Source organism: Microbacterium sp. GXS0129 (assembly GCF_044769785.1).
GTDB lineage: Bacteria > Actinomycetota > Actinomycetes > Actinomycetales > Microbacteriaceae > Microbacterium > Microbacterium nymphoidis.
On the sequence record NZ_JBIZVZ010000005.1, the window covers coordinates 248,461 to 273,312 of the forward strand.

Consider the following 24,852-nt stretch of genomic DNA (forward strand, 5'->3'; position numbering starts at 1 on the left):
ACTCGCAGGGGCTTCTCGCGTGCGGGTCAGCCCTCGAACGTCGCGGGGTGGGGGCCGGTGCGGCCGTCCACGTCGAGGGCGTCGATCGCGGTGAGCTCGTCATCGGTGAGGTCGAAGCCGAACACGGCGAGGTTCTCGGCGATCCGCGCGGGGGTGACAGACTTCGGGATGATGATGCGTCCCTGCTGCAGGTGCCAGCGCAGTACCACCTGAGCGGGGGTGACGCCGTGGGCGGCCGCGGCGGTCAGGACGGGCTCGGAGCCGAGGGCGGCGCCCTGCGCGAGCGGGCTCCAGGCCTCCGTGGCGATGCCGTGCTCGGTGTTCGCCGCGACCACCGCCCGGTTCTGGAACGCCGGGTGAAGCTCCACCTGGTTGACGGCCGGAACGACCTCCGCGGATGCGAGCAGGCGATCCAGGTGCTCGGGCTCGAAGTTGGAGACGCCGATGGCACGAACCCGGCCGTCGGCGTGGATCCGCTCCAGCGCACGCCAGGTGTCGCGATAGAGGTCCTGCGCCGGAGCGGGCCAGTGGATGAGGTACAGATCGAGGGCATCGACGCCCAGCTTCGCCAGCGTCGTGTCGTAGGCACGCAGCGTGGCGTCGTATCCCTGGTCGGAGTTCCAGACCTTGGAGGTGAGGAAGAGGTCGTCGCGGGCGATCCCGGACTCGGCGATGGCGCGGCCCACGCCCGCTTCGTTGCCGTAGATGGCGGCGGTGTCGATGGAGCGGTAGCCGGCCTGGAGCGCGGCGGTCACGGCGGTGGTCGTCTCCTCGTCGGGCACCTGGAAGACGCCGAATCCGAGCTGGGGCATGGACACGCCGTTGTTGAGCGTGATCGTGGGGATGTCGATGGACATGGTTCTCCTTGTGGGATGAGCTGGAGGGGATGAGTTAGACGGTGGCGGGAACGGCGGGAGCCGGTGCCGTGCGCGGAGTGCGGGCGGTGAGGGCGGCGGCGACCATCACGACGAAGGCCACGATGGTGATCGCAGCACCGATCCACAACGGCGAGGTGAAGCCGAGACCGGCACTGATGCCGAGACCGCCCGCCCAGGCTCCCAGGGCGTTGCCGATGTTGAACGCGCCGATGTTCGCGCCGGAGGCCAGCGTGGGCGCCGTCTCGGCGTAGGCCATCACGCGGCTCTGCAGGCCGGGAACGGTGCCGAATCCGAAGCCGCCCATCAGTGCGAGCAGCACGACCACCGCCGGCTGCCAGCTGGCGAGGAGTGCGAACGCCGCGAGGATGACGACCAGTGCACCGATGAACCAGAGCAACGTGGCGTCGCGGTGCTTGTCGGCGAGACGGCCACCCAGCGCATTGCCCACGACGAGGCCCGCGCCGAACAGCACGAGCAGCCACGGCACCGCGCCGGCGGCGAAGCCGGACACCTCCGTCAGCGTGTACGCGATGTAGGTGAAGGCGCCGAACATCCCGCCGAAGGCGAGCGCCGTGACGATGAGGGACAGCCAGACCTGCCCGGAGCGGAAGGCGGCGAGCTCGCGACGAAGGCTCGGCGCCGACGTGGGGCCGGAGGCAGCGGGCACGAGAGCGACAACACCGGCGAAGGCGATCACGCCGATGGCGGCGATGGCCCAGAACGTGGAACGCCAGCCGAACTGCTGGCCGAGGAACGTGCCGAAGGGCACCCCCAGGACGTTGGCCGCCGTGAGACCGGTGAACATGATGGCCACCGCCCGGGCCGCACGATCGGCCGGCACGAGGGAGGCGGCGACCACCGAGCCGATGCCGAAGAACGCACCGTGGCAGAGGGCGGCGATGATGCGACCGACCAGGGCGATGCCATACTCCGGGGCCAGCGCGGTGATGACGTTGCCGACGATGAAGAGCACCATCAGCCCCAGCAGCACGGTCTTGCGTGGCAGCCGGGTGGTGGCGGCGGTGAGGCCCAGCGCGCCGACCACCACGGCGAGGGCGTAGCCGGAGATGAGGCCGCCCGCGGCGGCCTCGCTGACACCGAAGTCGCGTGCGACCTCGGGCAGCAGGCCCATGATGACGAATTCCGTCAGTCCGATTCCGAACCCGCCGATGGCGAGTGCGAGAAGTCCGAGAGGCATGTGGGGAGCACTCCTGTAAGATAGTTGCAAACGCGGGATATTGCGTCGCGAGTAATAATAATTGCACGCGCAACTATCCGGCGCAAGCAACTACTTTGAGGAGGAGTGTCATGGGGATCTCCGACGACGCCGTCGAAGTCCGCGCCCAGGGGTGGCGCACGCTCGCCGCTCTGCACGGCCGCATCGAGTCCGAACTGGAACGGGCGCTCGGTGCGCACGCCGAGCTGTCGGTCGTGGAGTACACCGTGCTGGATGCCCTCAGCCGCCAGGCCGGCTGGCACATGCGGATGCAGCAGCTCGCGCATGCCACGGCCCTGAGCCCCAGCGCCACCACGCGCCTCGTCACCCGGCTCGAGGACCGGGGCCTGCTCACGCGCATTCTCTGCACCGACGATCGTCGCGGCATCTACACCGAGCTCACCGCCGAAGGATGGAAGCTCTACGAGCACGCCAAGCCCGTGCACGACGAGACGCTGGAGGACGTGCTGCGGGTGGCGGGTGAGGAACCCGAGCTCGCACCGCTGGCCGCGCTTCTCGCGGGGGAGCGGGTCTGAGCGTCTCGGATCGCGGCGGGGTCGTCGCCGGTCACTGAAGCGGCACCGGTGCTCAAGCCGGTGTGCCGCCCGGTCGCGTGCTGAGCGGTCGGGTGACGGTCGTCGCGCTCGGGGCGACCCCAAGAGTGGGGTCTTTCTGCCATGGCAGTGCCCTCGTCGCGCCGCTGCCGCGCGCTTGCCTCCTATTCTCAAAAAGTCCCCACCGCGAGAGCGACTCGGCAGCCTGCCCGAGGCTTGTCAGCGGTCCCGATGGTCGCCTCCAGGCTGAGCACACCTCCACGGTTCGTCAGCAGCGAGCGCCCCGGTGGCGGGATGCGCTCGGCCTCTGCGGCGCCGTCTCCAACGGCGCGCCGTATGAGCCGGGCGGATGCCGAGGTGGCCTGAGACGAGGAAGCGGAGGGACGCGTGGCGCCGCTCAGACGGCGGCCTGTCCAGGTCGCGATCATCGAGCGGCGGCTGTTTCAGCGTCTCGGGCTGACGAGCTATGTCCAGGGGCTGGTGCGCTTCACCGTGGTGTTCAGCGGTGATGATGCCCAGGAGCTGCTGGAACGACTCGAGAGCGAGATCGACACCGCGGCACCCGGGATCGCCTTCTTCGACCCCGTGGACGCCGGTGCGCCGGATCTCACCACGATCACCCGACTGAACGCGGCAGGGTTCCGGGTGATCGTCCTCGCCGACTTCGATCACACGCGCCATGCCCGATCCGTTCTCGCCGCGGGTGCGCGCGCTCTGGTCAGTCCTCGCGACAGAGAGGAAGACGTGCTGAACGCCATGTCCGCCGTCGTCGCCGGTCGAAGCTGGGTCACGCCCCGCCTGACCGAGCGCCTCGCGGTGGGAGAGCCTGCGCCGCCGAAGCTCAGCATGCAGGAGGAACGCGCTCTGGTCCTCTACTCCTCGGGCCTCACGATCGGTCAGGTCGCGGAGCAGATGAACATCGGATGGGAGACGGCCCGGCAGTACCTCGACCGTGTCAAGCTCAAGTTCCGCAACGCGGGAACGCCGGTGCGCACCAAGGCCGACCTCATCCGCGTGGCGATCCGCGACGGCTTCGTGCAGTAGGAGCCACGGAGCCTCACCCGGTGCTCGCTAGTGTTGCACCTCGGCGCGCTGGGCGATGCCGCGCCGCCTCCCCAGGCCGTAGTAGTGCCGGAAGCTGTAGATCAGCGGGTGCCACCGGCTCGGGTCGATGTACGACGTTCCGGCGAGTGTGATGGGGTCATCGACATGCACTGCCGTCGACCGGGCGTGGACGACGACGAGCCCACCGTCCTCCTCGTCGACCCGTGTGGCCCGTGCTTCGATGTGCACGGGCAACTCGGCGACTCTGGCTGGCCGGACCGTCGTCGCGGCGAGCGGGTGCCAGCCCACCTCTTCGAACTTGTCGTGCACGTACGTCGTGCTTGCAGGCTTCGCCGCGGGCACCGGCGATGCTCCTGTCGTCCGCCCCAGTGTCTCGACCTCTTGCCAGTGGGAATCCTCGGGCAGGTTGATCACCAGCTCGGGGCGCTCGCGCAGGTTGGCGACCGTGTGTCCTTCGGCGCCGAGCCCCAGTACCAGGAGGTCATCGAGCGCCCAATACGACGACACCGGCGCCAGGTTGGTCGTACCGTCCATGTTCACCGTGGAGATCACGGCGACGGGAGTGCCGAAGTAGAGGACTGACGGCGTGATTGTTCGATGGCGGCGCATGGCACCCATGGTTGCAGCCGGGGAGTTCGGCGCTGACCGAAGTGTTCTCGCGAGAGACTTGCTCCATGGACGACCGGGCGAATGGGCGGGCTCTGGCGAACGTGGCGGCCGTGATCGCCGAGCCGAGTCGGGCGACGATGCTGCTCGGGATGCTGGATGGGCGTGCGTGGACGGCCACCGAACTCGCAGCACACGCGGGCGTTGCCCGATCGACCGCAACGGAGCATCTTCACCAGTTGGTGGCCGGAGGGCTCGTCGAAGAGCGGCGTCAGGGGCGGCATCGCTACGTGCGGTTGGCTGATCCTCAGGTGGCCGCCCTCATCGAACAATTGGCCTCCGCCACCTCGCCGGCGGCACCGGCGGCCTCGCTGCGCGGCGTCGAGAGAGACCAGCGCCTTCGCGCGGCGCGCACCTGTTACGACCACCTCGCCGGGGCTCTGGGAGTGCGCGTCTGTGACGCCTTCACCTCCCGCGGGTACATCGACGTGACGGCATCTCCCTCCCTCACCGCGGAAGGCGAAGCGGCGTGCTCTCGTCTGGGCGTGCCCCTGGGCGCGTGGCCCCGCACCCGACGACCACGTGTCCTCCTGTGCCTGGACTGGACCGAGCGCCGGGACCACCTCGCCGGCGCTCTGGGGGCCGCGATCCTCCGATCCTTCGGTGAGAACGGCTGGGTCCGTGGCGATCGCACCACCCGGGCGATCCGGGTGACGGACGCGGGAAGGGCGGCGCTCGCAGAGCACCTCGACCTGAGCTTCGAGCCCGAGGGCCGTTAGGGCATGTGCTGCCGGGAGGCGTCGCGGAACTGCGTCGGTGAGGTGCCGTTGATCGCCCGGAACTGGCGGGAGAAGTAGAACGCGTCCGAGTAGCCCACCTGCGCCGCGATCTCCGCGACCGACAGGTCCGTGGTCACCAGCAGCTCTCGCGCGCGTGCGCTTCGCAGCCGCTTGAGGTAGTCCACGACGCTGTATCCGGTCGATGCCTTGAACAGCGCGGAGAAGTGCGAGGTGCTCAGCTCCGCCAATCGTGCGAGCTCCGAGACCGGCACGGCTGAGGCGAGATTGTCGCGCAGATACTCCTGCACCACGTGGATGCGATCGGCGGTGTGGCGTTCGCGTCGCAGCCGGTCCGCAGCGAGGATCGCCAGCAGGTGCCAGGCCGCTCCGGCCGCGCGCAGGAGAGTCCCCGTGGTCTCATCCGCTTCCAGCAGGGCGACCGCCTGCTCGATGAGGGCCACGGCGGTGAACACGTCGTGCAGATGCACGACCGGATCGTCCTCCGGGCCGCGAATCTGGGCCACGAGCTCGGGGACGTCGGTGCCCGTGGCGTGCAACCACCAGATGGTCCAGGGGTCGTCTTCATCGGCCAGGTAGGAGTGCGCCCGATCGGGCGGCAGCACCACGGCGTCACCGGGGCCCACGGGCACGCGCCGGCCGTCCTGCATCACCCAGCCTCCGCCGTGCGTGCACACGATGACGATGGCCTCCGCGGCGCCGGACGGCCGGATCCGCCCGTGCGCCGCTGCGCGCGGGAAGTAGCCGGCGTCGGTCACCAGCAGGCGCTGCGTCACCGGCAGCGCCCGTGCCTGGCGGGACAGCGGCACCGGGAGCACGCGCAGGCGCTGACCGGGGAACCCATCGCGGCGGAGCATGCGCCGACGATAGCACTTGTCGGAGAATCGTCCAGGTATGCCGGAGAAACCAGCATTCCTTCGCCGTGTTGACCGCGGATATCGTGGCGACATGCTCACAGGAGAGATGACGCCATCAGCCGATCGGACAGGTCGCTATGTTCCCGTGCCGCCACGTGATGGTGTTCCCGATCGCCTCGCCATCACCCTGTGGGACTTCTCCTGGTATGTCCGCACCGGGGCGGGTGAGCCCTTCGAGAACCTCGACCGGGCGGCCGCGGAGGCCGTCGAGCGCGGCTACAACACCATCCGCATCTGCGCCATGCCGTTCCTCCTGTTCGGCTCGGGTCTCGACACCACGGCAGTGGAACTGGACCGTCTCGGCGGCGACTACGCGCAGAACGTGCGCTGGTACGACGTCGGCGCTCCCACGGTGATCGATGGGCGCGCACACCTGCGCGAGCTGTTCGAGGTGTGCCGGCGCCACGGACTGTTCGTGATCCTGTCGTCGTGGGAATACCAGCAGTCATCGTCGTTCGCGGCCAGCTCCGACTGGTGGGATGCCCTGCGCGCCGTCGATCCGGAGGAGCGCGCCGAGCGTTTGGCGGAATCGTTCGCCGCGCTGATCGACTTCCTCGCGGAGCACGGTCTGGACGATCGCATCGCGTTCACCGAGCTGCACAACGAGGTCCAGATCGGCCATCTGAGCGACGGGCTCACCAGCTGGCTCGTGGATGACGCCCGCACCGTCGTCGAACTGGAGCCCCGCCTCACCCGCGGACTCGCCCGCTTCCACGAGCTGCAGCCGGATCAGCCGGTGACGGTCAACTACGCGCATGTGCCGGTGGCGTCGATGCGTGCCATACCGCACAACATCGATGTGCTCGTCGTTCACCCCTACATCTACGGCGTGCTCGACGAGGTGACGCAGGCGTTCGATCTGCGCGGCTCGCTCGCCGACTTCCCGCGAGCCGCCGTCGAAGCCGCCGGGATCCTCCGCGCCGACGCACCCGACGCGGAGAGCTGGGTGCTGCCGCCCGAGCGCGCGTGGAAGGCGGAGGCGACCATCGTCGGCAAGCCCGAGATCTTCCTGCACGACTGGGTGGACGCCGAGGCGTTCGACCGGTTCCTCTACGAGCGCTATCAGGGGCATCGCGTGGAGATGGACCGTGTGCTGCGGATCTGGCTCGACGTCGCGGCCGATGTGTCGCGCTCGCGCGGTGTCCCGCTGGCTTTCGGGGAGGGGTGGATCGGCTACACCCCGCTGCACGGCACCTTCGAGGAGGGGCCGGTGGGCAGCGAGTTCTGCCGACGAGCGGTGCGGGAGTCCGCTCGCGTCGGGGCCTGGGGCACCATCGTGTGCTCCAACGCGGCTCCGCATCATCCGATGTGGGCCGATGTCGCGCTCCAGATCGAATGCAACCGGATGTTCACCGAACATCTCACCCACTAGGCGCACGCGCCCCATCCATCGGTCGTCGAGGAGGACACCATGGCACCAGAACTGCAGGTCACACGTCGCACCTTCCTCGCGGGTGCGCTCGCACTGGGAGGCGCATTCGCCCTCTCCGGCTGCGTCACCGGAGGCTCCCCGGGTACGGGCGGCAGCGGCGGCGCCGCCAGCGGCACCCTCACGCTCCAGTCGTCGCTGTCCGATCCCGCCCCCAAGGCTGCGCTCACCGCCGTGATGGACGCGTACACCGGCGGCAAGGTCACCCTGAACACGGTGGCGATCGAGCAGTTCCGCGCACAGCTGTCCACCTACCTCTCCTCCAGCAATCCCCCCGATGTGCTCACGTGGTATGCGGGGTCGGTGGCGCGGGACTACGCCAGCAAGGGATATCTGCTGGACCTGTCGGAGATGTGGACCGGCAGCGGCGCGGCCGCGAACTTCTCGCCCGCGCTGAAGGCGCTGTCGACGGACGACAGCGGCAAGCAGATCTTCCTGCCCACCTCCTACTACTGGTGGGGCGTGTTCTACCTGAAGGACAACTTCGCGAAGTGGGGCGTCTCCGAGCCCAAGACCTGGGACGAGTTCATCGCCATGTGCGACAAGCTCAAGGGGATGGGCATCAACCCCCTCGCCAACGGCATCGGCACCACGCCGTGGATGGCATCGGGCTGGTTCGACATCCTCAATCTCCGGGTCAACGGCGCCGCCTTTCACCGCGAGCTGCTGGCCGGAAAGCACTCGTTCGACAGCGCCGAGGTGCGCAAGGTGATGTCGTACTACGCGCAGCTGGTGCCGTACTTCGACCCCAACATGACCTCCTACGCCTGGCAGGATGCCGTCACGCCGTTGGTGCAGGGCAAGGATGCGATGTACCTCACGGGTGCGTTCATCAGCCAGAACATCACCGACAATCCCGACAACCTGGACTTCTTCAGCGTTCCCGTGATCGACCCGTCGGTGCCGACCGCCGAGGAAGCCCCCACCGACGGCTACTTCGCCAGCGCGAAGACGAAGGATCCGAAGGGGACCATCGCGATGCTGTCGTACCTGGCCAGCCCGAAGGCGCAGCAGGAGTTCATCGAGAAGGCCGGCTCCTCGAACCTGCCGACCTCGCCGGATGTGGACGCGACCCAGTTCAGCCCGCTGGTGCAGAAGGGCCTGAAGATGCTCAACGAGACGGAGGAGATCACCCAGTTCTTCAACCGCGACTCGTCCGACGCGCTGCAGACCACCGCGGACACCGCCCTGACGAAGTTCCTCGCCAAGCCGGATGATGTCGACAGCATCCTCAAGGAGTGGCAGACGGCCGCAGAGAAGGTGTGGAACTCGTGAGCCGCCCGGTGGGCACGGCGACCGCGACGATCGTGGCCGGGCGCCGGCGGCGAAGCGCGGTCCGTCGTGTCCCACCGATCATCTGGGGTTTCCTCCTCATCCCGCTGGTGGTGGAGCTGGCCCTGGTGTTCTGGCCGGCGGTCAACAGCTTCTACATCTCGCTGACCAAGTGGAACGGTGCCGGTGCCCCGGAATGGGTCGGTTTCCGCAACTTCGAGAACCTCGCCACCGATCCGGTGTTCATCCAGGCGCTGCTGAACAACGTCTACTGGGTGGTCGGGTTCGGTGGTGCCTCGGTGGTGATCGGGCTGCTCCTGGCCCTCGCACTGAACCGGCCGCGTCGGGGCGTGGGCTTCTACCGCAGCGCCATCTATCTGCCGATGGTGTTCTCCCTCGCGGTCACCGGGTTGTTCTGGCGGCTGCTGTACCAGCCCGACGGTGCGGTGAACTCGGCGCTGGACGCCATCGGGCTGGGCGATGTCGCCCGCCAGTGGCTGGCCGATCCGAGCACTGCCCTCACCGCCGTGCTGATCGCCGCGGTGTGGCGGCAGTGCGGCTACATCATGGTGCTCTACCTGGCCGGCCTCAAGGGCGTGGATCCCACGCTCGAGGAGGCGGCCCAGGTGGACGGCGCGAATCGCTGGCAGCGGTTCTGGCGCATCGTGATGCCGCAGATGAAAGGCGTCAACTCCGTGGTGTTCGCCGTGACGGTGATCGACTCGCTGCGCACGTTCGACATCGTCTGGACCATGACGCGAGGCGGGCCCTACAACTCCACCCAGCTGCTGTCGACATACATGTACCAGACGGCCTTCTCCACGGTCGATCTGGGCTACGGATCGGCGATCGCCGTGATCATCTTCCTGCTCGCGATCGTCTTCATCATCGGCTACCTGGCCAGCGCCGCGCGATCGGAGGACTGAGATGAGCACACACACCGCCACGCTGCATCAGGTCACGGACACCCGCCCCCGTCGTCGCGCATCCTGGGTGTTCCACGCCGTGATGGCCCCGGTGTCCCTGCTCTGGATCGCACCGCTGATCTTCGTGGTCTTCGTCGCCTTCCGCTCCTTCTCCGACATCACGGCCAATGGCCTGGGCGGCCTGCCGCACTCGTTCTCGCTGGATGGCTTCATCACCGTCTTCACGCAGGGGCTCGCGGGCAACGCGCTGTGGAACAGCGTCATCGTCACGGTGTTCGCGGTGCTGCTCTCGCTGCTGCTGTCCTCGTGGGCGGCGTTCGCGCTGAGCCGCTACGAGATTCCGCTGCGGCGCACCATCTTGCTGATCATGCTCGCGGGCAACCTCCTTCCCGCGCAGATCCTGCTGATCCCCGTCGCTCGCATCACCGAATCGCTCGGCATCGCCGACACCCTCTTCGCGCTCATCGTGGTGCAGGTCGCCTTCGGCATCGGGTTCTACACCTTCGTGCTCTACGGGTTCATGCGCTCGATCCCCGCGGAGATCTTCGAGGCCGCACGTGTGGACGGCGCCGGGGAGCTCCGGGTGTACCTGCAGCTCGTCCTGCCTCTGACGCGCCCGTCGCTCGCCGCGCTCGGAGCGCTGGCCACCACCTGGGTGTGGAACGACCTGATCTGGGCCCTCACCGTGCTGCGGACCGAGTCCAAGTTCCCCATCACCGCGGAGCTGCTAAACATCCAGGGCGGGTTCGTCAGCCAGTGGAACGTGGTGGCGGCCGGGGCCATGATCGCCGCACTCCCCACCGCGATCGTCTTCTTCATCTTCCAGAAGCAGTTCGTGTCGGGCCTCACGCTCGGCACGGGCAAGTGATCCACCGAAGGAGCACCATGCCGCAGTGGCACCTGCGCACCCGCCGCACATCGTACGTGCTCAGCACGACTCCGGACGCGTCCGGTGCGGTGTCCGACTACTGGGGCCCCGCGCTCGCGGACGGGGAGGACCCCGAACCCTGGTCAGAGCCCGACCGCTTCGTGGGCTATGCGGCCGACGCGGACGCTCAGCCGCTCGAGTACGCCAGCGACGGTCAGCGCCACACCGCCTTCAGCGAGTTGCTCGTCGACCGTGGCGATGCCCGTACCGGCGCGCGGTGGGAGCTGCATGGGACGCCGCAGTGGAACTCGGGCCCGCAGGGTGACGAACTGGAGCTGGCGTTCCGGGACGAGACGGGAACGCTGGAGCTGTACCTGGGCTATCGCAGCTCTCGCGAGCACGATGTGATCCGCCGATGGATACGCGTCGCGAACCGCGGTTCCGGCACCGTCACCCTGCCACGGGCGTTCTCCGCGGCCTGGAACGCCCCGGTGGGCCAGCACGTGCGCGTCGACTATCTGGCGGGGTCGTGGGCGCGGGAGTTCCAGCAACGCAGCACCGAGGTGCACTGGGGTACCTTCAGCATCGGCAGCAGGCAGGGTGTCACAGGAATGAGCTTCAGCCCGGTGGTGGGCGTGAGTGCGCTGCCGGACGACGACGATGTCGCGACACGGTCGGGCACTCACGTCTACGGCGTGGCGCTGGACTGGAGCGGATCGTGGCGGCTGCAGGTGGAATCGGCCGCGGTCGGCTCGCATGCGCGGGTGTCGACAGGCGTGGACGACGACGTCACCACGATCACCCTGCTTCCCGGCGAGGAGTTCCGCACCCCCGACAGCCTGGGAGTTCACGCCGCCGGGATGACCGAGCTCCCCTCACGATGGCACGAGTTCCAGCGAGGGCTGGCACGAGAGCGCGGTCCGCGGACGCAACCGGTCGTCTACAACTCGTGGATGGCCACCACCTTCGACGTGGACATCGCCCAGCAGCTGGAGCTGGCACGCCGGGCGGCGGCGATCGGGGTGGAGACCTTCGTGCTGGATGATGGCTGGTTCCGCGGGCGCACGTCCGATCGTGCGGGTCTCGGCGATTGGCAACCCGATCCGGCCAAGTTCCCGCGGGGCCTCAGCGAGCTGGCGGACGGCGTCGAAGCGCTGGGCATGAGGTTCGGGCTGTGGGTCGAGCCCGAATGCGTGAATCCCGACTCCGATCTGTTCCGCGCTCACCCCGACTGGGTCTACCGCGCGGAGGGGCGTCCGCTGCTGACGATCCGCAATCAGTACGTGCTCGATCTCGGGCGCGAGGAGGTCGCGCTGTGGGTGATGGCCACCCTCCGGGAGCTGCTGTCCTCGGCGCCGATCGGCTATCTCAAGTGGGACATGAACCGGCCGGTGACCGATGGCGGGCGTCCCGGCGACCCGCACGGGCGGGAGTGGAGCGTGCAGCACACGCGGAACTACTACCGAGTGATGGACATGCTGCGTGCGGAGTTCCCCGACGTCGTCGTCGAGGCGTGCGCGTCGGGAGGAGCCCGCATCGACAATGCGGTGCTGCAGCGCTCCGACGTGGTGTGGACCAGTGATCAGGTGGGTCCGCGCGACCGGCTGGTGATTCAGCACGGATTCCTCAGCGCCTACCCGTCGTGGACGATGAGCTCCTGGGTGGCGGAGGACGATGGCCATCGCGATCGTGAGGCGGCGTCGCTCGGCTACCGGTTCGCGGTGGCGATGTGTGGCGTCCTGGGTATCGGGCTGGACCTCTCCCGGACATCCGACGAGGATCTCGACGAGTGCCGTCGCAGGATCACCGCCTATCGGGGAATCCGCGACATCATCCTCGCGGGCCACGTGCGTACGCACGGCGATCCGCGTCGAGGGCTGTACAGCGTGGAGTACTCGACGGATTCCCGGACGGTGCTGTTCGTGTTCGACCGGGACCGTGACCGGACCCGGGATCGCGACGCGGCGCGGGTGTACCCGGCGGGGCTCCGCGCTCGTACCCGCTACAGCGTGCTCGACGGGTACGGGCGAGCGACCGGCACGCGGATCACGGCGGAGGAGGCCGTTGTTCGCGGAGTGGCGGTGGCCTTCACGTGGGCGCCGGACGCCGACATCCTCATCCTCGACGCCAACTGACGATGATCGTCCAGGTGCGCGAATAGGTCCGCTGCAATTTCAGTGCACTATGCGCGTTGAGATCAGTGAAAAGTCCAGGCGCATCAGACGTTCGGCCATTCAGCCGGGCGGGCGGCGCTCCTAGCGTATGAGCATGCAACCTGACATCCGCATCGACCCCTACCGCACCGAGCCGCCCGCGCACCTGCGCGCGCAGCTCGAACGGGGTGAGGTGATCGCCTGGGAGGACGAGGTGGTGCTGCCCACCTACCTGCCCGATGCCCCGTCGCACCTGCCGATGTTCCTGGACCAGCGGGTCTATCAGGGCTCCTCGGGGCGGGTATACCCGCTGCCGTTCATCGAGGGCGTCGCCCGGGACAGTGCGGAGCGTGCATGGCGCGTGGTGCACCTGGAGAACGCGTACCTGCACGTGACCGTGCTGCCCGAGCTGGGCGGGCGGATCGCCACCGGCTTCGACAAGACCACCGGATACGACTTCCTGTACCGCAACGACGTCATCAAACCCGCGCTCGTGGGACTCACCGGGCCATGGATCAGCGGGGGGATCGAGTTCAACTGGCCGCAGCATCACCGACCTGCCACCTTCCTGCCGGTGCAGTTCTCCATCGAGGAAGGTGCCGACGGATCGCGGACGGTGTGGTGCTCCGATCACGATCCGTTCACCCGCATGGCCGAGGCGCACGGCATCCGGCTGCACCGGGACAGCACGGCGATCGAGATCGCCGTGCAGCTGCACAACCGCACCCCGCTGAAGCAGACCTTCCTGTGGTGGGCGAACGCCGCGGTGCGTGTGCACGAGGACTACCAGTCCTTCTTCCCGCAGGACGTGCACTACGTGGCAGATCACGCGCGTCGGGCGATCACCGCCTTCCCTGCGGCGGATCGTCCGTACTACGGCGTCGACTATCCGGCGCGGGGCCGCGCATGCCCGGGCGCCGACCGTATCGACTGGTACCGCAACATCCCGGCTCCCACCTCGTACATGGTCGTCGATACCGAGGAGTCGTTCTTCGGTGGCTACGATCACGCGGCCGGCGCCGGCATCGTGCACTGGGCGGATCGGCGAATCTCTCCCGGCAAGAAGCAGTGGACGTGGGGGAACTCGCCGTTCGGCCACGCATGGGATGCGCACCTCACCGACGACGGTGGACCCTACGTCGAGCTGATGGCCGGCGTGTTCACCGACAACCAGCCGGACTTCGCCTGGCTCATGCCCGGCGAGACCAAGCGCTTCGAGCAGTTCTGGTACCCGGTCCCCGCCATCGGTCCCGCACATGCGGCGACCCCGCGGGGTGCGCTGAACGTGGACGCGTCCGGCGACGACCTCGTCGTCTCCTGCGCCGTGACTTCTCCCGCAACCATCGTGCTGCAGGTGCTTGACGCCGGCTCGGTCGCCGCCGAGGAGCGCGGACACCTGATGCCCGGTGAGGTCATGCAGGTCCGCGCGGCGAGCACCGGCGCCGATGTGCGAGTGCTGGCGCGTGATGATGCCGGCGAGGTCATCGCCGAGTGGCGTCCCGCCACGGGAGAGCCGGTGGAGCCGTGGGTGGCCACCGCGCCCGCGTCGGCGCAGGAGATCGCCAGCGTGGACGAGCTCTACCTGACCGGACTGCATCTGGAGCAGTACCGTCATCCCACACGCCGCGCCGAGACCTACTGGAACGAGGCGCTGCGTCGTGACCCGGCCGACGCCCGCACCAATCTGGCGCTCGCCGAGCTGCTCCTGCGGCGCGGGTCGTATGCGGAGGCGCGCGATCACGCCGCGCGTGCCATCCGTCGTCTCACCGCGCGCAACGAACGACTGCGCGATACCGAGCCCTACTACCTGATGGGGCTGATCTGCGAACGGCTGCGGGATGACGATGCGGCCCTGGACTGGTTCGCGCGGGCCGGCTGGGACGTCACCTGGGCCGCCGCCGCGGGGCTACGGGCAGCGCGGATCGCCCTGCGACGCGGCGATCTTCGCGGCGCGCTGGCCGATGCCGAGGCGCTCGCGGTCACGCGTGCGGACGATGCCGCGCTGGCCGCCGTGCGCGCCGTCGCGCTGCGGGGGCTCGGTGACGACGAAGGAGCCGAGGACGTCCTCGCTCGCGCCGTGCGCGTCGCTCGCGGCGACGTGCTGCTGTCGTTCCTGACGGACGGCGCCGTGCCGGACGATGCGGGCCTCCGGCTCGATCTCGGGCTGGACCTGCGCGATCTCGGACTCCTCGATGATGCTGTCACCGTTCTTCGGGCGGCCACCGCGCCGGCCCCCACCAGCGCGGGAAACCCGGCGCCCGTGGCCTGGTACGTGCTGGCCGAGGTGCTCGACGACCGCGGTGACGTGCCCGGAGCCGCCGAAGCCCGTCGTCAGGCGCGAAGCGCGGACAACCGGTGGTGCTTCCCCGCGGGGCTGGATGCGCACGACGCCCTGCTCAGCGCCCTCGCCGCGGACCCGGCCGATCCGGTGGCGGGCGAGCTGCTGGGAATGCTGCTGTACGACGCCCATCGCCGAAGCGAGGCCGTAAACCGGTGGCGTGACGCGGCACGGCTCGGCGATGGCGCTCGTCTTCACCGCAACCTGGGCCTCGGCCTGTTCGAGGTGGAGCACGACCTCGCCGGTGCCTGGGCGCACTACCTCCGCGCGGCGGAGACGGACCCCCGGGATGCGCGTCTGCTGTTCGAGCTGGATCAGCTCGCCGCCCGCCTCGGGCACGCGGTGAGCGAGCGGCTCGATCGGCTCCGAGCGCGGATCGATGTGGTCGAGACGCGCGATGACCTGACGGTCGAGTACGCCCGTCTCCTCACCGCCGCGGGAGATCCGGGTGGCGCGCTGGAGCTGCTGGAGAGTCACCTGTTCCAGCCCTGGGAGGGCGGCGAAGGGCGCACTCTCGCGGCCTGGGATGAGGCACGGGCCGCTCAGGGCCTCACGCTCGCGGATCCCCCTGCCAGCCTCGGTGAAGCGCGGCCGCAGGTGACCGCGCCGGTGGCTCAGCACGAGGACGGCAGCACGGACTACTTCGCCACCAGCCTTCCCGATGTCCTGCTGTTCACCTACGACCCCCGTGCCGAGCACGCATGACCCTGCTCCTGGTGCTTCGCTCCGGCGACCTCGTCGCTACGGTGGCCCCCGAACTCGGCGGACGCATCCTCTCCCTCACGCGGGAGGGGAGTGAGGTGCTGTGGCGCAACACCGACCTCCTCGGTCCCGATCTGCAGCCACGCGCAGCGGTGCCATCCGAGCCCGCGGCCGGTTTCGGTGACTGGCGGAACTGGGGCGGGGACAAGTCCTGGGTGGCACCGCAGGGGTGGGAGGGGCCGGAGCAGTGGCATGGTCCGCCGGACCCGACGTTCGACGGCGGGGCGTTCGCGGTCAGCGACGAGCACGCGGATGCCGTCGGCCTGGTGAGCGGCGACGACCCCGCCACGGGTCTCAGGATGCGGCGGGACATCGCCCTGCACGGTGACGGTGTGACCGTGCAGACCACGCTCACCAACGTCAGCGCGGTGCGACGCAGGTGGGCGGCCTGGGAGGTGGTGCAGCTGCCCATCGACGACGATGACCTGCGCTCCGGCTCGGTACGCGTGTGCACGTCGAACACGCGACCACCACGTGTGCTGCATCGTCTGGTCGGCGACCTGCCGGTCTCGGTCAGCGATGGGTTCACCGAGGTCTCGATCGCGGAAGCGGTGGGCAAACTCGGATTCCCCGACTACGACGGATGGATCGAGTACCGCCGGGCCTCGGGAACCGGGCTGCGCCTGTCGAGCGCGCTCCACACCGGCTCCCACCCGGACGACAGTCCGGCGCAGCTGTGGATGCAGACCCCGGTGCCGCAGCCGATCGCCGAGCTGGGCGGGTTCCATGCCACGGCGGCGCTGCTGGAGCTGGAACTGCTGAGCCCGCTGGTCGAGCTCGCTCCGGGGGAGAGCGTCACCCTCGCGGTGCGCTGGACCCTGTTCTGACTGCACTTCGGCGCAGGCGCGGGAACCAGCAGTTGACACTGTCGCGATAGCGGCGGAAGGGCTCACCGAAACGTGCTTCCAGATCCGCCTCCTCGCCGGGACGCACCAGCCAGTTCCAGATGAGAGCGCCGGCCAGCGCATACAGCACCACGAGCCAGGACCCGAGGATGAGTCCGGAGGCCACGCCCTGGCCGATGCCTGCCACGGCCATCGGATTGCGCACGACGCGGTAGGGTCCGACGACCACCAGATCGCGAGCGGCGGCAGCGGGCAGCGGAGTCCCCTCGCCGAGGGACGCCATGACGGCCGCCGACCACAGCCCGACCGGAGCCGCGGCGGCGAACAGGACGACACCGGCGATGCGGACCCAGCCGGGGACGGGAAGATCCAGTCGCCAGCGCTCCTCGATGAACCGGATCGCGATCGGCACCAGCCAGAGCAGCACCGCCCAGAACACCACGATCTGGGCCGCCGTGTTGAGGAGGTGGTGCCGCGCGCCGGTGCCGCGTGCGGGCCGGATGCGAAACGGCCCCTGGAAGATCCACTCCGCCGGCACCCGGTTCAGCAGCAGGACGACGCCCGCGGCCACCGATCCGGCGCTGGCGGCGACCATGAGGAGGGCGCCCCATCCGGCCTGCGTGGTGAGAGTCGCATACAGCGCCATGCCCGCGGTGACCAGCAGCGTCCACGGCGTGATGATCCAGGCGCTCCAGCGCGGACCGCATACGGCGAGCAGCGATCCGCCCACGAACAGCGGAATGTCCGCCAGCGCGATCAGCCCGGCATCGAGATCGCCGAGCGTCGCCGCGCGCACCGGCGGGACCGTGAACACAGCGATCCACCACAGCGCGCCCGCCAGGGCCTGAACGGCGAAGTAGCCGCGCGCCCACCGCGCGTCGATCATCGACACGTCGAAGCGGCGGACGCCCACCCTCAGAGGCCGAACCGCGTGCGCCAGTGGCGCAGGAACGCGGCGCCCGCTTCGTCGTGGATGAGGTCCCCCTCCACGATCACGCGATAGGGCTTGTCGAGCACGCCGTCCGACGGGCGCACGTCCACGTGCGCCACCTCGAATCCGTCGGCGTGCAGCTGGTCGGCCATCTTGTAGTCGGAGCGGGAATCGCCCACCGAGCGCCAGGTGCGCGGCAGGGGTCCACGCTCGGCGAAGTGCTCCAGGGCGCGAACGGCACCGCGGTCCTTGTCCAGCAGAACCGACTCGATGTCGGTGGAGATGACGGTGGGGTCCACCCGGAACGGTACGGCGCCCGTGTTGTCGGCCTGCTCCCGCTCGCCGTAGCGCAGGCCGACGCCGCGGCCGGTCAGCAGTGCGTAGGCGTCGTTCTGGAACGCCGACTGCGCGGCGTAGTACCGGGCGGAATCGACGTCGGTGCGCTGCTCGACCGAAATCATGGCGCGCTTGGTCTCATCGAAGAACATCGTGTCGCCGTAGGTGCCCTCGGCGAGCTCGCGGATGGCGGCGATGTCCGCGGGGCGGAAGGCGACCGATTCGTCGACCGTGATCTCACCGAGCCCGTTCTCGTCGATGGGCGCCCACACCGCGCCCTTCTCGAACACCCCGAACATCCGGGCGCCGGGAACGCGCAGCGCGTCGGCCAGGCCATGCGCCATCAGCGGCGCCACCACCTGGGCATCGATGAAGGCGTCGGAGCGTCCGGTGACGAAGGCGATGGGAACGCCCGCGGCGGTGAGCGCAATCAGGTCGTCGATGATCGTCGGGATTGCGATGGTGCGGCTGACCGGCGAGGCGATGGGGCCGTCCACGTCGAGCAGGAGTCCGAGATCGGGTGCGTCACTCACGCTCCCACCCTAGAGGTTGCCGATGCGCGATCTCTCGCGGGGGTCACGCCGCGGACACGAGCGCCGCCGCCGTGCGCAGACAGCCGATGAACGCGTGGCGAGCGGCGTCCTCGTCTTCGCTCTCGCGCCAGGCCGCCAGCAGGCGCGTGGTCGGGGACCCCGTGATCGGCACCACGGTGATCGAGGGCGGTGCGAGCTGGCGCACCGACTCCGGGAGGATGCTGGCGCCCACGCCGGCCGCGACGAAGGCCAGAGCGGTCTCCTGGTGCACCACCTCCTCCACCACGCGCATGGCGCCGGCGGCGATCCCCAGGGTGTCGTCGACGCGCGCCACGAACCCCGCCATGAGCGTGCGGGGGTACGAGATCATGGGCACGTCGAGCACCTCGGACACGCTCACCTCGGCGCGGACGGTGAGCGGATGATCGCGCGGCAGGCACATCACCAGTCGCTCCTCGAACACCACCTCGGTCGCCAGCACGGGACCGGAGACGGTGCGGGGAAGATCATCACGGACGATTCCGATGTCCAGGGTGCCATCGCGCAGCCGCTCGAACTGCTCCCCGGAGGTCAGCGGGAACAGCGAGAGGGAGACGCGCGGGCGTTCGGCCCGGAAGCGACGCGTGACCTCCGGCAGAACCGTGTAGTTGGCGGAGCTGACGAATCCGACCGCCAGTTGCCCCGCCATTCCGTCGACGAAGTCGCGCATCTCGGCGCGGACGCCGTCGACCTCATCGATGATCCGTCGCGCCCGCTCCTGCAGGTGACGCCCGGCGGGAGTGAGGGTGACGCGCCGCGTGCTGCGCTCGAAGAGCGGGACGCCCACCTCCTGTTCCAGCCGGCCCACCTGGACGCTCAGCGGAGGCTGTGACATGTGCAGGCGGCGAGCCGCCCTGCCGAAGTGGAGCTCGTCGGCCACCGCGAGGAAGTAGCGCAGCTGACGAAGTTCCATGCCGGCACGATACGCGCCTCGTATTACCGAGACGTTTCGGGGCGATTGCGAGCGAAACGCTATCAATCGGTGCTGGAAAAGGTATTTGACCGGGGGTTGTTCCGGCGGTTTCGCTGAGGGGGAAGGACTCGATGAAAGGCCGCCACCATGACCGCACAGACCGCTGCTGACACCCGGATCGACATGCTCTACCTGAGCGAGCCCGAGGTCATCGCCGCCGGGGTGAAAGACATGGACCGCTGCATGGAGGTGATGGAGGAGGTGCTCATCCTGGTCGCGAACGGCGACTACCGGATGGCGGGCAACTCCGCCAACTCCCACGGAGCCCAGATCAGCTTCCCGCAGTCCTCCCCGTTCCCCACCATGCCGCTGGATGCCGCCGACCGACGGTTCATGGCGATGGCGGCCTATCTCGGCGGGCGCTTCGACACCGCCGGCGTCAAATGGTACGGCTCGAACGTCGACAATCGCGAGCGGGGACTGCCGCGCTCGATCCACCTCATCGTGCTGAACGACAAGGAGACCGGCGCGCCGTTCGCCATCATGTCGGGCAACCTGGAGAGCGCCTACCGCACGGCGGCGGTCCCCGGCGCGGCAGCGAAGAAGCTCGCTCCGGTGAACGCCACCTCGCTCGGCATCATCGGTCCCGGCGCCATGAACAAGAGCGCGCTGCACGCGATGACGGCCGCGCGGCCCACGCTGCACACCATCCGCATCAACGGTCGCCGCCGCTCCACGGCGGAGGCCTTCGCCGACTACGTGCGCGAGCACTACCCGCAGTTCACGACGATCGAGATCGCCGACACGGTGGAGGCCGCGGTGCGCGACAGCGACATCGTGTCCGAAGCCGTGACAGGGCTCGTCGGATCGGAGAACTACCCCTACATCGACGGCGACTGGATCAAGCCGGGAGCATTCCTCAGCCTCCCCGCGAACCTGCGCATGGACAAGGAGTACACCCTGTCCGGCAAGGCGCGGCTGATCGCCGACGCGAAGAAGATCTACGAGGCGTGGGCCGAGGAGTATCCGTCGCCGTCACATGAGACCGCTTTCGGCATGATCGGGCTGTACTGGCAGGACCTGATCGATGCAGGCGAGCTCGACGAGTCCCGGGTCGTGAACATCGGCGACGTCTTCCAGGGCACGGCCGCCGGTCGCGAGTTCCCGGAACAGCCCGTGCTGTTCAGCGTCGGGGGAATGGGCGTCGAGGACGTCGCGTGGGCTAAGACGGTTTACGAGAACGCCCTGGAGCTCGGCATCGGCACCCAGCTCAACCTCTGGAACACGCCGGATCTGGCCTGATCATGCACGGTTCTGTTTCCGCCCGCGCGGAATCCGCCACCTACGCGGTCATCGGCGCAGGCCTCACCGGGGCCTCGGCCGCCTGGCGACTGGCCCAGTCGGGTGCCGATGTCATCGTGCTGGAGCGCGACGTCCCGGCGTCGCCAGCGGGCAGCTCCCACGGGTCCGCGCGCATCTTCCGCTACGGATACCGGGATCCGTTCTACGCCGGCCTCGTGGTGACGGCGCGTCGCTCTTGGGACGAGCTGGAGGCCGCGAGCGGCCGCCGCCTCATCACGCCCAGTGGTGCTCTGGACTTCGGGACGGTGCGCGATCCGCGCGGCCTCGCCGGCGTCCTGGACCACGTCGGCGTGGAACACGAGTTGCTCGCTCGCGACGAGGCCGCGTCACGCTGGCCGCACCTGGACTTCGACACCGACGTGCTGTGGCACCCCGGCGCTGGCGTGATCGACGCCGAGGAGTCGGTGCTCGCGATGCTCGAGCTCGCGACGGCCGCCGGCGCACAGGTGCGCACGGGCTGGGAGGTGGTCTCGGTGGCGCATCGCGGCGGCGGGTACGTACTCACCTCGGCCACCGGGGAGACGCTGTACGTCGAACAGGTCATCGTGGCCGCCGGCGGGTGGCTGCCCGCCCTGCTGCGAGACCTCGATCTGCCGAGCACCTTCGCCCGGTCCCTCCCGGAATTCGAGGTACGCCAGGAGAACGCCTTTCACTTCCCCTACCGTGCGCTCGCGGACCACGGGGAGCCGGCACCGGGGGAGTCCACGTCCTGGCCCACCTTCATCTACAAAGGCGAGAGCATCCAGACCTATGGCCTCCCGGGTGGCCGGGACGCGCACTTTCGCGGACAGAAGGTCGCGGAGTACAACGGCGGCAGGCGGATCGTGTCCGCCTATGCGCAGGATGGTGTCGTCGACCCGGCGAACCGGGCGCGTGTCGCCCGTTTCGTCGCGGCCTTCGCGCCGGGTCTGGTCGCGGAGCCGTACGCGGAGACCACGTGCCTGTTCACCAACGTTCCGCGCGACGACATGATCATCGATCGCGCGGCCGGCATCACGGTGGTGTCGCCGTGCTCGGGGCAGGGAGCGAAGTTCGCGCCGCTGTTGGGTGAGATCGTGTACGACCTCGTCACGGGCAGGGCGTCCGTGAGCGAGCGCTTCCGCGCGACCGGTCAGCGATTCGCGGCGGTGGTGTGATGACGACACACGCCGACGCCAACGCCCTCCTCGCCGAGATCGCCGTCATCGGCGTCGACGCCGAGCGTGGCGGGTACTCCCGCCCGGTGTTCTCGGAGGCAGAGCGGGAACTGCGCTCGTGGTTCCGCCGCCACGCCGAGCAGCGTGGGCTGGCGGTGGAAACCGACGGCAACGGGATCCTCTGGGCGTGGTGGGATGTCGAGGGCTGCGACCGCACGGACGTCATCGTCACCGGGTCGCACCTGGACTCCGTTCCCGGCGGCGGCAACTTCGACGGGCCGCTAGGTGTTGCCAGCGCCCTCGCCGCCGTGGACCTGCTGCGCGAGCGCGGTGTGGAGCCATCGCGGCCGCTTGCCGTCGCCGTCTTTCCCGAGGAAGAGGGGTCGCGGTTCGGCGTGGCCTGCCTCGGCTCCCGTCTTCTCTCCGGCGCGATCACTCCGGAGCGGGTGCGCGCGCTGACGGATGGGTCCGGTCGTGACTACGCTTCGGTGTCCGCAGAGGCGGGCCTCGATCCGCATGCCCTGGGCGCCGACTCCGCTCGCCTCGCCGCGATCTCGGCCTTCGTCGAGCTGCACGTCGAACAGGGGCGCGGGCTCATCGACCTCGATGAACCCGTCGCGCTGGCCGGCACGATCATCGCCCACGGCCGCTGGCGTGTGCGCATCGAGGGGCGCGGCGACCACGCCGGTGCCACCCGCATGGCGGACCGGCAGGATCCCGTGGTCGTCGCGGCCGAGACGATTCGCGCCCTGCGGGTGCACACGCTCGTCATCGACGATGCCCGGGGGACAGTGGGGCGGATCGCGGTGACCCCCGGCGGAACCAACGTGATCGCGTCCGCGGTCGATCTGTGGATGGACGTGCGTCATCGCGAGGAGGACGCCGTGCGGCGCATCGTCAGCGAGGTCAGCGCTGCCACCGAACGCGCCGCCGACGCCGAGGGCTGCATCGTCACCGTGACGGAGCAGTCCTTCTCACCCACGGTCGCCTTCGACCCCGCCCTGCGCGATCGCATGCAGGGCGTCCTTCCCGAAGCTCCCGTACTCGACACGGGTGCGGGCCATGACGCCGGTGTGCTCGCGGAGGTCATCCCCACCGGGATGATCTTCGTCCGCAACCCCACCGGGTCTTCGCACACCCCCGCGGAGACCGCCGAGGCGGCAGATGTCACGGCGGGCGTCGCGGCGCTCACCGCCGTGCTTCAGGACCTGCTCACCTCATGACACCCGCCCGGAGCGCCCGAACGCTCCCGGGCCACCCGACTCGCCTCACGAAAGGAACGACATGGACATCACCTCGCAGGTGAATACCGGCTGGATGCTCACCGCAACCGTCGCCGTGACGCTCATGCTCCCCGGACTCGCGCTCTACTACGGCGGGCTCTCCCGCACCAAGAACATCCTGAACACCATGATGATCGTGCTCGGCGGCTTCGCCGTCACCGCGGTGCTCTGGGTGCTGTTCGGCTACGGTCTGACGCTCGGCAACTCCATCGGCGGCGCCGGCCTCCTGGGGGATCCCACCGACCTGTTCGGCATCCAGTCGCTGCTCGGCGCCGAGACACCGGAGGGTGCCGTGCCCGCCATCCTCATCGCCGTGTTCCAGCTCATCTTCGCCGGTCTCACGGTCGGGATCATCGGCGGCGCGGTCGAGGGCCGCATGAAGTTCTCGGCCTGGCTCATCTTCTCCGGCCTCTGGGCCACCCTGGTGTACTTCCCGGTGGCGCACTGGGTGTTCGCGTTCGACTCCGCCGACGGATCGACCACGGGTGGCTGGATCGCCAACGGGCTGCACGCCATCGACTTCGCCGGCGGCACGGCGGTGCACATGAACGCGGGTGTGGCGGCCCTCGTGCTCGCGTTCTTCCTCGGCAAGCGCCGGGACTTCCCGCACGTCGGCCGGCCGGGCAACCTCCCGATCGCGGTAGTGGGCGCCGGGCTCCTGCTGGTGGGCTGGTACGGGTTCAACGGCGGGTCGTCGGGAGGCATCAACGACAGTGCCGGCGTCGCCGTGACCAACACGCTGATCGCGGCCTGCGCCGGTCTCCTCGGCTGGATCGTGATCGAGCGCATCGTCCGCAAGGCGGCCACCTCCCTCGGCGCCATCTCCGGCGTCCTCGGTGGCCTGGTCGGCATCACCCCCGCGGCGAACTCCGTCTCACCGGTGGGTGCGGTCATCATCGGCCTCCTCGCCGGAGTCGTGGCCTTCGCAGCCCTGGGGCTCAAGGAGAAGCTGGGATACGACGACGCCCTGGACGCGGTGGCGATCCACATGTTCCCCGGCATCTTCGGAACCCTCGCCATCGGGTTCCTCGCCGACCCGGCATCTCCCGCCGGCGCCACCGGCATCTTCTTCGGTGGCGACTGGAGTCTGCTCGGCACGCAGGCGCTGGCGATCGTCGCCGTGTTCGCGTACACATTCATCGTGACGGCTCTCATCGCCTGGCTGCTGAAGATCACGGTGGGGCTCCGCGTCAGCAAGAGCACGGAACGCGCGGGTCTGGACACCACGCTGCACGCCGAGACCGCCTACGACCTGGACGACGTGCGCTCCTGAGCGCCGCGACCGAGACAAGGACACGATCATGAAGCTCATCACCGCAGTTCTGCAGCCGAGTGCGCTGGAGCCGGTTCGCACAGCGCTCGCGGAGGTCGGGATCACCGGAATGACGATCTACGACGCGAAGGGACACGGCGCACAGGCCGGAAAGGTGGAGGTGTACCGCTCTCAGCGGGTGCGCGTCGACTTCCTCCCCAAGATCTCGCTGGAGATCGTCGTCGCCGATGAGGAGGTGGACGCCGCCGTCACGGCGATCCAGGACGCAGCCCGCACGGGCGCCATCGGCGACGGGAAGATCTGGGTCACCGACGTGCTGCAGGTCATCCGCGTCCGCACCGGAGAGACCGGACCCACCGCGATCCGCTAGCTCCTCCTGTTCCCCGCGAGGCTTCTGCCGGCAGAGGTCTCGCGGGGTAA

The 24,852-nt window shown here is 69.2% G+C and carries 22 protein-coding genes; 15 read left to right on the top strand and 7 right to left on the bottom strand.

Annotated elements, in window-relative coordinates:
• Positions 1 to 26 precede the first annotated feature (26 nt).
• Together ACIQJ5_RS15510 and ACIQJ5_RS15515 are read right to left on the bottom strand one after the other, a co-directional pair.
• The gene (locus tag ACIQJ5_RS15510) at positions 27 to 857 is read right to left on the bottom strand and encodes an aldo/keto reductase (protein WP_402845169.1); all 831 of its coding nucleotides are present in this window, start codon (positions 855 to 857) and stop codon (positions 27 to 29) included.
• Between the two features lie 34 nt (positions 858 to 891).
• Positions 892 to 2,076, bottom strand: a complete 1,185-nt coding sequence (locus tag ACIQJ5_RS15515) for an MFS transporter (protein WP_231091156.1) — start codon at positions 2,074 to 2,076, stop codon at positions 892 to 894.
• Between the two features lie 110 nt (positions 2,077 to 2,186).
• Here ACIQJ5_RS15515 and ACIQJ5_RS15520 point away from each other — a divergent pair, with 110 nt between their 5' ends.
• The gene (locus tag ACIQJ5_RS15520) at positions 2,187 to 2,630 is read left to right on the top strand and encodes a MarR family winged helix-turn-helix transcriptional regulator (RefSeq protein WP_231091155.1); all 444 of its coding nucleotides are present in this window, start codon (positions 2,187 to 2,189) and stop codon (positions 2,628 to 2,630) included.
• A 405-nt stretch (positions 2,631 to 3,035) separates the two neighbouring features.
• Entirely contained in the window at positions 3,036 to 3,692 is a 657-nt protein-coding gene (locus tag ACIQJ5_RS15525; RefSeq protein WP_231091154.1) for a hypothetical protein, read from the top strand.
• 27 nt (positions 3,693 to 3,719) lie between these two features.
• On the opposite strand, the gene ACIQJ5_RS15530 is transcribed toward ACIQJ5_RS15525, so the two are convergent.
• Positions 3,720 to 4,322 (bottom strand): flavin reductase family protein, encoded by a 603-nt coding sequence (locus ACIQJ5_RS15530; RefSeq protein ID WP_402845172.1) that lies wholly within the window; start codon positions 4,320 to 4,322, stop codon positions 3,720 to 3,722.
• Between the two features lie 65 nt (positions 4,323 to 4,387).
• Here ACIQJ5_RS15530 and ACIQJ5_RS15535 point away from each other — a divergent pair, with 65 nt between their 5' ends.
• On the top strand, positions 4,388 to 5,098 hold the full coding sequence (locus ACIQJ5_RS15535; RefSeq protein WP_231091152.1) for a helix-turn-helix transcriptional regulator: 711 nt from the start codon (positions 4,388 to 4,390) through the stop codon (positions 5,096 to 5,098).
• On the opposite strand, the gene ACIQJ5_RS15540 is transcribed toward ACIQJ5_RS15535, so the two are convergent.
• Complete coding sequence (locus ACIQJ5_RS15540; RefSeq protein ID WP_231091151.1) at positions 5,095 to 5,973, bottom strand: AraC family transcriptional regulator; 879 nt, start codon at positions 5,971 to 5,973, stop codon at positions 5,095 to 5,097. The two genes, ACIQJ5_RS15535 and ACIQJ5_RS15540, sit on opposite strands and share 4 nt — an antisense overlap.
• 91 nt (positions 5,974 to 6,064) lie before the next feature.
• On the opposite strand from ACIQJ5_RS15540, the gene ACIQJ5_RS15545 reads away from it, so the two are divergent.
• From ACIQJ5_RS15545 to ACIQJ5_RS15575, 7 genes are all read left to right on the top strand, one after another.
• Entirely contained in the window at positions 6,065 to 7,405 is a 1,341-nt protein-coding gene (locus ACIQJ5_RS15545; RefSeq protein WP_402845175.1) for a cellulase-like family protein, read from the top strand.
• 39 nt (positions 7,406 to 7,444) lie between these two features.
• A complete protein-coding gene (locus tag ACIQJ5_RS15550; protein WP_231091149.1) occupies positions 7,445 to 8,737 on the top strand; it encodes an ABC transporter substrate-binding protein in 1,293 nt (430 codons plus the stop codon).
• On the top strand, positions 8,734 to 9,660 hold the full coding sequence (locus ACIQJ5_RS15555) for a carbohydrate ABC transporter permease (protein ID WP_402845177.1): 927 nt from the start codon (positions 8,734 to 8,736) through the stop codon (positions 9,658 to 9,660). The genes ACIQJ5_RS15550 and ACIQJ5_RS15555 overlap by 4 nt, the downstream gene beginning before the upstream one ends.
• A 1-nt stretch (position 9,661) precedes the next feature.
• Complete coding sequence (locus ACIQJ5_RS15560) at positions 9,662 to 10,528, top strand: carbohydrate ABC transporter permease (RefSeq protein ID WP_402845179.1); 867 nt, start codon at positions 9,662 to 9,664, stop codon at positions 10,526 to 10,528.
• Between the two features lie 17 nt (positions 10,529 to 10,545).
• A complete protein-coding gene (locus ACIQJ5_RS15565) occupies positions 10,546 to 12,663 on the top strand; it encodes an alpha-galactosidase (protein WP_402845181.1) in 2,118 nt (705 codons plus the stop codon).
• Positions 12,664 to 12,796: 133 nt separating this feature from the next.
• Positions 12,797 to 15,724: a DUF5107 domain-containing protein gene (locus tag ACIQJ5_RS15570; RefSeq protein WP_402845183.1), complete on the top strand. Its 2,928-nt coding sequence runs from the start codon at positions 12,797 to 12,799 to the stop codon at positions 15,722 to 15,724.
• On the top strand, positions 15,721 to 16,608 hold the full coding sequence (locus tag ACIQJ5_RS15575) for a DUF4380 domain-containing protein (protein WP_402845185.1): 888 nt from the start codon (positions 15,721 to 15,723) through the stop codon (positions 16,606 to 16,608). Before ACIQJ5_RS15570 ends, ACIQJ5_RS15575 begins: the two co-directional genes overlap by 4 nt.
• Here the strand turns inward: ACIQJ5_RS15575 and ACIQJ5_RS15580 are convergent.
• From ACIQJ5_RS15580 to ACIQJ5_RS15590, 3 genes are read right to left on the bottom strand one after another with little or no spacing between them, the layout of a single operon-like run.
• Positions 16,577 to 17,539, bottom strand: coding sequence for a methyltransferase family protein (locus tag ACIQJ5_RS15580; protein WP_402845186.1), 963 nt, complete (start codon positions 17,537 to 17,539; stop codon positions 16,577 to 16,579). The two genes, ACIQJ5_RS15575 and ACIQJ5_RS15580, sit on opposite strands and share 32 nt — an antisense overlap.
• A gap of 2 nt (positions 17,540 to 17,541) precedes the next feature.
• Positions 17,542 to 18,426, bottom strand: coding sequence for a hypothetical protein (locus ACIQJ5_RS15585; RefSeq protein ID WP_231091142.1), 885 nt, complete (start codon positions 18,424 to 18,426; stop codon positions 17,542 to 17,544).
• Positions 18,427 to 18,469: 43 nt separating this feature from the next.
• Positions 18,470 to 19,378, bottom strand: a complete 909-nt coding sequence (locus ACIQJ5_RS15590) for a LysR family transcriptional regulator (protein ID WP_231091141.1) — start codon at positions 19,376 to 19,378, stop codon at positions 18,470 to 18,472.
• A gap of 147 nt (positions 19,379 to 19,525) precedes the next feature.
• Between ACIQJ5_RS15590 and ACIQJ5_RS15595 the strand changes: the two genes are divergently transcribed.
• The 5 genes from ACIQJ5_RS15595 to ACIQJ5_RS15615 all read left to right on the top strand — a co-directional run bounded on the left by ACIQJ5_RS15595 (position 19,526) and on the right by ACIQJ5_RS15615 (position 24,802).
• Positions 19,526 to 20,680, top strand: a complete 1,155-nt coding sequence (locus ACIQJ5_RS15595; protein WP_231091140.1) for a tyramine oxidase subunit B — start codon at positions 19,526 to 19,528, stop codon at positions 20,678 to 20,680.
• A gap of 2 nt (positions 20,681 to 20,682) precedes the next feature.
• Positions 20,683 to 21,876, top strand: a complete 1,194-nt coding sequence (locus tag ACIQJ5_RS15600; RefSeq protein WP_402845190.1) for an FAD-dependent oxidoreductase — start codon at positions 20,683 to 20,685, stop codon at positions 21,874 to 21,876.
• Positions 21,876 to 23,099 carry an allantoate amidohydrolase gene (locus ACIQJ5_RS15605; protein ID WP_402845191.1) on the top strand — a complete coding sequence of 408 codons (1,224 nt, stop codon included), beginning with the start codon at positions 21,876 to 21,878 and terminating at the stop codon, positions 23,097 to 23,099. Before ACIQJ5_RS15600 ends, ACIQJ5_RS15605 begins: the two co-directional genes overlap by 1 nt.
• Before the next feature lie 61 nt (positions 23,100 to 23,160).
• Positions 23,161 to 24,432, top strand: a complete 1,272-nt coding sequence (locus ACIQJ5_RS15610) for an ammonium transporter (RefSeq protein ID WP_402845193.1) — start codon at positions 23,161 to 23,163, stop codon at positions 24,430 to 24,432.
• Positions 24,433 to 24,460: 28 nt separating this feature from the next.
• On the top strand, positions 24,461 to 24,802 hold the full coding sequence (locus ACIQJ5_RS15615) for a P-II family nitrogen regulator (protein ID WP_231091136.1): 342 nt from the start codon (positions 24,461 to 24,463) through the stop codon (positions 24,800 to 24,802).
• The last annotated feature ends 50 nt before the right edge of the window (positions 24,803 to 24,852 follow it).